Consider the following 5,501-nt stretch of genomic DNA (forward strand, 5'->3'; position numbering starts at 1 on the left):
GCACCCGGACCGCTCCGGTCACGGCACGAGCAGCAGCTTGCCGGTCGTGCGGCGCGACTGCAGGTCCGTGTGCGCCTGCGCCGCCTCCGCCAGCGCGTAGCGGCCGCCGATCCGGATGTTCAGCGTCCCGGACTCGATGGCGGAGAACAGGTCGGACGCGCGCCACTCGAACTCCGCGCGGTCCAGCAGGTACGAGCCGGTCGACGGGCGCGTCAGGAACACCGACCCCGCCGCGTTCAGGCGCTGCGGGTCGACGGGCGGCACCGGGCCGGACGACGCGCCGAACAGGGCCAGCAGGCCGCGCGGCTTCAGCGAGGCGAGCGACTGGTCGAACGTGTCGCGGCCCACGCCGTCGTACACGACGTCGACCTTGTCGATCTGCGCCGCGAAGTCGCCGTAGCGCAGCACCTCGTCGGCGCCGGCCTCGCGGGCGAGTGCCTCCTTCTCGTCGGTCGACACCGTCCCGATGACGTGCGCGCCGAGCGACTTCGCCCACTGGGTCAGCAGGAGCCCGACGCCGCCGGCCGCCGCGTGCACGAGAACCCGGTCGCCCTCCTTCACGGCGTACGTCGAGCGGACCAGGTAGTGCGCGGTGATGCCCTGCAGCAACGAGGCCGCGGCCTGTTCCACGTCCAGCCCACCGGGCACGCGGACGGCGGCCGACGCCGGGACCACCACCTCCGAGGCGTAGCTGCCCAGCACGGACATCCACGCCACCCGGTCGCCCACGGCGAAGTCGGGGGAGTTCGACGCGACGACCTCGCCCGCGCCCTCCAGGCCGAGGGTGGTCGGCAGGGGGATCTGGTAGGCGCCGCTGCGCTGGTAGGTGTCGATGTAGTTCACCCCGGCCGCGCCCGTGCGGACCAGCAGCTCACCCTCACCCGGCTCGAGCGCGGGAACGTCCGAGTGCTCCAGCACCTCCGGGCCACCGGTCGACCGCACCACCACTGCCTTGGGCATCTGTCCTCCTTGATCGGCTCAACCGGGGACAACTCCGGTGAACGACCCGATGTTCCCCCTCGGCGCCCGTACGGGCAAAAGAGCGCCCGGACCCTGGTATGACCGGTCCATGCGAAAAACAACCCTGCTGCTGATCGCATTTCTCCTCATGGGAGCGCTTCCATCCCACGCCGTCTCCGCCAAGAAGGGCGTGAACGCGGCCGACGACCCCGGTCCGGCCGGAGCCGCCATGTCCGCGTTGGACGCCCGCTGGTACTACACCTGGGCCTCCGACCGGAGGGGGATCCAGAGCACCGCCGAGTTCGTGCCCATGATCTGGGGCGCGAACAGCGTCACGGACACCGAGCTGAACAACGCCAAGGCCAACGGCCGCCAGCTGCTGGGGTTCAACGAACCCGACATGGCGGGTCAGGCCAACATGACCGTCGAACGCGCCCTCGACCTGTGGCCCCGCCTGCAGAGCACCGGGCTGCGGCTCGGCGCGCCGTCGGTCGCCTACGGCGGTGACGTCGCGGGCGGCTGGCTCGACCGGTTCATGGCGGGCGCGGCGGCGCGCAACCTGCGCGTCGACTTCATCCCGATCCACTGGTACGGCCAGGACTTCTCGAGCGCCGCGACCGGACATCTCGAGGGCTACCTGCGCAACGTCCACAACCGCTACAAGAAACCGATCTGGCTCACCGAGTACGCGCTGATCGACTGGCGCTCGGGCCGCGCGGTCTACCCGAGCGAGTCGCAGCAGAACGCGTTCATCACCGCGTCCACCCGGATGCTCGACGGACTGTCCTTCGTGGAGCGGTACTCCTGGTTCACCCTGTCCACCAGGACGAGTCCGACCGGGCTTTCCACGGGCACGAGCCTGACGCCGGCCGGCCGGACCTACCGGGCGGCGTAGCGGAACGCGGCCCGGTCCCGCCACCGGGCCACACCGGTCAGTCCTCGCCGAGCGCCACCCGCCGGGCGAGGCCGAGGGGCAGCGAGCCCGACCCCGCGATCCGGTCGTGGAAGTCGCGCAGCGAGCCCAGCCCCGCGGCCAGGTACTCGTCGCGGATGAGGTCGATCTCCAGCGCACCGGTCAGGTACGACGGCGCCTGGGTCGGCCACGCGCAGTACCTGTTCACCTCGCCCGCCGCGGTGCCCGGCGTCAACGCGGTGCGCGCCAGCATGAACGCCTCGGCCTCCGGCGGCGTCATGTCGCCGCAGTGCAGCGCCGTGTCGACGATCATGCGCGCCGCCCGGAACAGCCGCGCCTCGACGTGGCTCATCACCGCCGCCTGCGTCGTGTAGTAGCCGACCGACCTGAGCAGCTTCTCCGAGTACAGCGCCCAGCCCTCGGAGAAGTACGGCGTGCGGAACACCTTGCGCAGCGGGTGCGCCGAGCCCTGCGCCGCCACCCAGGCCGAGTGCCAGTGGTGGCCGGGGTAGGCCTCGTGCACCGAGATCGTCGGCAGCTGCGACCGCGAGTTGGTGCGCAGCCGGTGCGTGATCTGCTCGTCGGTGGCGCCGTCCGGGGTGAACGGCACGAAGAAGTAGCCGGTCCGCTTCGGCGTCAGCGGCGGCGGCCCGGCGTAGCTCGCGACGGCCAGCACCGCGCGGTGGAACGGCGGCGACGGCACCACGCGGCACTCCTCGCCGTCGGGCAGCGTCACGAGCGAGTGCTCGACCAGCGCCGCACGGGCCCGCGCGGTCTCGGCCTCGTACTCCGCGCGCATCGCCTCCAGCGTCGGCGGGTGGTCGTCCTGCAGCCCGCTCATCACCGCCCGCCAGTCCGCGGTGCCCGCGAGCTCGGCCAGCTCGGCCTCGAGCGAGGCGTAGGCGTCCTGGCCGCGCTGGTGCAGCTCCGGGGCGCCGTAGCCGAGCAGTTCCTTGTCCTGCAACAGGGTCGAGTAGAGCTTCTCGCCCATCCGCCAGTCGCCGGTGGCCCGCACGCCCAGGTCCTCGAGGAACACCGCGTACCGGTCGAACGCCTCGGCCGCGGGCACGGCGGCCTCCACGAGCTTCGCCCGCAGCTCGGGCGAGGACACCTCGAGCGGCAGCGAGTCCAGCAGGAACGACCGGCCCGTCCGCGCCTGGCCGAGCGCCCGCCGCACGACCAGCGGCGACGCGAGCGACGGGTCGAGGTTCGCCTCGGCGGCGGCGAGGACCGCGGGCACCTCCCGCAGCTTCGCGACGGAGGCGTCGACGAGCCCGGCCTCGGGCAGCAACCCGTGCAGGAACGGCCCGAGCAGGCCGAAGAAGACCACGCCGGAGTACTCGTTCGGGTCGCGCCGCCAGCCGGGCCACGTGTCCAGCGCCAGCGAGCCGCGCAGCACGGACAGCGCGAGGTCGCGGTCCACCGACCTCGGCAACGGCTCCAGCCGCGCGACCCACTCGCTCCTCTCCCTGGCCACCTGCTCGAACGCCGCGGCGGAGTGGTCGCCGAACGTCGAGCAGTGCTCGAGCGAGCCGAGCTGGGCGGCGTGGGCGGGGTGGTGGTCGAAGTACCACGAGAGGAACGACGTGATCGTGTCGGTGGTCACCCGACTGAAGCTACCCGCTGGTTTTACAGTGTGGGGGTGTCTGATCAAAGCGCGCAGAAGCGCATCGCCGAGTTCGTGAAGGCCCACGGCAAGCCGGGCACCGCGGTCAAGGCCGTCGTGGAGCCGATCGGCCGCTCCGGCGCGCGCATCGTGCTGGTCGGCGCCGACGGTGCGATGGGCGACGTGATGACCAAGGACGTCGAGTCGGCCACGCAGGCGGTCGAGGCCGCGGACAGCGTCGAGGCCGCGGAGTGGGACCGCGAGACCACCGCGGCCGCCAAGATCGGCCCCGCCCACCGCCGCAAGATGGCCAAGATGCAGTCATGAAGGTCGTGCTCGCGTCCTGCGCCGCTCTGCCGGAGGGCGACGGCGACGACGACGCGCTGGTCGAGGCGCTGAGGTCCGACGGCGTCGACGTGACGTGGCAGCCCTGGGGCACCGATGTGCACGCCGACCTGGTGGTGCTGCGCGCGACCTGGGACTACACCGAGCGCCTCGACGAGTTCCTGGCGTGGTGCGACCGCGTGCCGGCGCTCGCGAACCCGGTGTCCGTGGTGCGCTGGAACACCGACAAGTCCTACCTGGTCGAGCTGGCCGGCCGCGGCGTTCCCGTCGTGCCGACCGCCGTCGTGGAGCCGGGGGAGGAGCCCTCGTTCCCGGACGGCGAGTTCGTGGTGAAGCCGGCGATCGGCGCGGGCTCGCGCGGCGCCGCGCGGTTCACCGACCACGCGGCGGCCCGCGCGCACTTCGAAGCCCTTGGCGTGAAAGCACTCGTGCAGCCGTACCAGTCCAGTGTGGACGCCCACGGCGAGACGGCGCTGGTGTTCTTCGCGGGCGAGTACTCCCACTCGTTCCACAAGGGACCGATGCTGACGCGGGACCTCGCCGAGTCGGAGTCCGGCCTGTACCTGGAGGAGAAGCTGCGCGGCATCGAGCCGGCCGCGGCGCAGGTCGCGCTCGCCGAACAGGTGCTCGACGGGGCGGCTGAGCTGCTGTCGTTGCGCCGCAACGACTTCCTGTACGCGCGGGTGGACGTCGTGGAGGGGCCCGGTGGCGAGCCGCTGCTGCTGGAGCTGGAGCTGACCGAGCCGTCGCTCGGGTTCAAGCACACCGGTCCGGAGTCCGCCGCCCGGCTGAGCGCGGCCATCCGGGGCAGGCGGTAACGCGCCTGCCCGGCGACGCGACGGCGTGCGGCGAGTCGCGTGTGCGGCCGTTGCGAAGTGGAGCGTCGTGGTGCGGTTGATCGGAAAGTTCCTCGCCCAGTGGGTCGCGGCCGGGTTCCTGTCGTTCCCCGCCGTGTACCTGTGGGTCCTGCAGAACGACCCCGGGCGGGCGGCGGGCAACGGCCTGCTGCTCGTCGGCGCCGGTGTGGCACCGGTCGCGGCCACGTGGGTCGTGCTGCGCCACCAGCGGGTCCGGCCGGGCTTCTGGCAGGCTACCGCGCGGGTGGTCGTGCTGCTGGTGCTGTCGGGCGTGGTGACGTGGTTCGCCCTGGATCCCCTGCGCGTCGGCGTCCTCGACGCGGACCCGGTCCGGATCGCCGTGGTCCTGGTCTTCCTGCAGGCGTGGATCGTCGGCTCGCGGCTGCTGGGCCGGGCGCTCGGCGCTCCCGCTCCGGCGCGCCGGGCCGGTGGTGTGCTCTGGCGGGGCGGACCGGTCCGGCCGGCGCGCGGCGAGGTGTGGTCCGCGCTGGTGCCGTTCGAGGAGGGGACCTACGACGAGGACGGGCCGCGGGCCAAGGACCGGCCGTGCGTGGTGGTGAGCTCGTTCACGCGGCACGCGTACGTCCTCAAGGTCACCAGCGTCGACCAGGGGACCCGCCCCGGCTACCTGGCGCTGCCCGCCGGCTGGCACCCGTGGTCGGAGAAGGCGAGCTGGATCAAGCTCGAGCCGCTGGTCAAGGTGTCCCACCTCGACTTCAGGCAGAAGATCTGCGACGCGCCGGCGCGGGCGTGGTCCACGATCGAGGACACCTACCCGGCGAACGCCACGGCCCAGCGGCTGTCTCTTATAGACATCTCC

At 72.5% G+C, this 5,501-nt stretch carries 6 protein-coding genes; 4 read left to right on the forward strand and 2 right to left on the reverse strand.

Going from position 1 to position 5,501, the window contains the following annotated elements:
- Window positions 1–18: 18 nt before the first annotated feature.
- Window positions 19–960, reverse strand: coding sequence for a quinone oxidoreductase family protein (locus ACFWGZ_RS39195; RefSeq protein ID WP_382456660.1), 942 nt, complete (start codon window positions 958–960; stop codon window positions 19–21).
- 109 nt (window positions 961–1,069) lie between these two features.
- Between ACFWGZ_RS39195 and ACFWGZ_RS39200 the strand changes: the two genes are divergently transcribed.
- Window positions 1,070–1,855: a glycoside hydrolase family protein gene (locus ACFWGZ_RS39200; protein WP_382456661.1), complete on the forward strand. Its 786-nt coding sequence runs from the start codon at window positions 1,070–1,072 to the stop codon at window positions 1,853–1,855.
- Window positions 1,856–1,892: 37 nt separating this feature from the next.
- Here the strand turns inward: ACFWGZ_RS39200 and ACFWGZ_RS39205 are convergent, their stop codons facing one another.
- Window positions 1,893–3,479 carry a DUF885 domain-containing protein gene (locus tag ACFWGZ_RS39205; RefSeq protein ID WP_382456662.1) on the reverse strand — a complete coding sequence of 529 codons (1,587 nt, stop codon included), beginning with the start codon at window positions 3,477–3,479 and terminating at the stop codon, window positions 1,893–1,895.
- 36 nt (window positions 3,480–3,515) lie between these two features.
- On the opposite strand from ACFWGZ_RS39205, the gene ACFWGZ_RS39210 reads away from it, so the two are divergent.
- From ACFWGZ_RS39210 to ACFWGZ_RS39220, 3 genes are all read left to right on the forward strand, one after another.
- The gene (locus tag ACFWGZ_RS39210) at window positions 3,516–3,806 is read left to right on the forward strand and encodes a hypothetical protein (RefSeq protein ID WP_382456663.1); all 291 of its coding nucleotides are present in this window, start codon (window positions 3,516–3,518) and stop codon (window positions 3,804–3,806) included.
- A complete protein-coding gene (locus tag ACFWGZ_RS39215; protein ID WP_382456664.1) occupies window positions 3,803–4,642 on the forward strand; it encodes a RimK family alpha-L-glutamate ligase in 840 nt (279 codons plus the stop codon). Before ACFWGZ_RS39210 ends, ACFWGZ_RS39215 begins: the two co-directional genes overlap by 4 nt.
- A gap of 70 nt (window positions 4,643–4,712) precedes the next feature.
- A partial coding sequence (locus tag ACFWGZ_RS39220; protein ID WP_382456665.1) for a type II toxin-antitoxin system PemK/MazF family toxin occupies window positions 4,713–5,501 on the forward strand: 789 nt, incomplete at its 3' end.

This window comes from Lentzea sp. NPDC060358 (assembly GCF_042725365.1).
Classification (GTDB): domain Bacteria; phylum Actinomycetota; class Actinomycetes; order Mycobacteriales; family Pseudonocardiaceae; genus Lentzea.

Excerpts from the sequence above, each read along its gene's own strand:
- ACFWGZ_RS39195 (WP_382456660.1), bottom strand. The coding sequence starts at position 960 with ATGCCCAAGGCAGTGGTGGTGCGGTCGACCGGTGGCCCGGAGGTGCTG.
- ACFWGZ_RS39200 (WP_382456661.1), top strand. The coding sequence starts at position 1,070 with ATGCGAAAAACAACCCTGCTGCTGATCGCATTTCTCCTCATGGGAGCG.
- ACFWGZ_RS39215 (WP_382456664.1), top strand. The coding sequence starts at position 3,803 with ATGAAGGTCGTGCTCGCGTCCTGCGCCGCTCTGCCGGAGGGCGACGGC.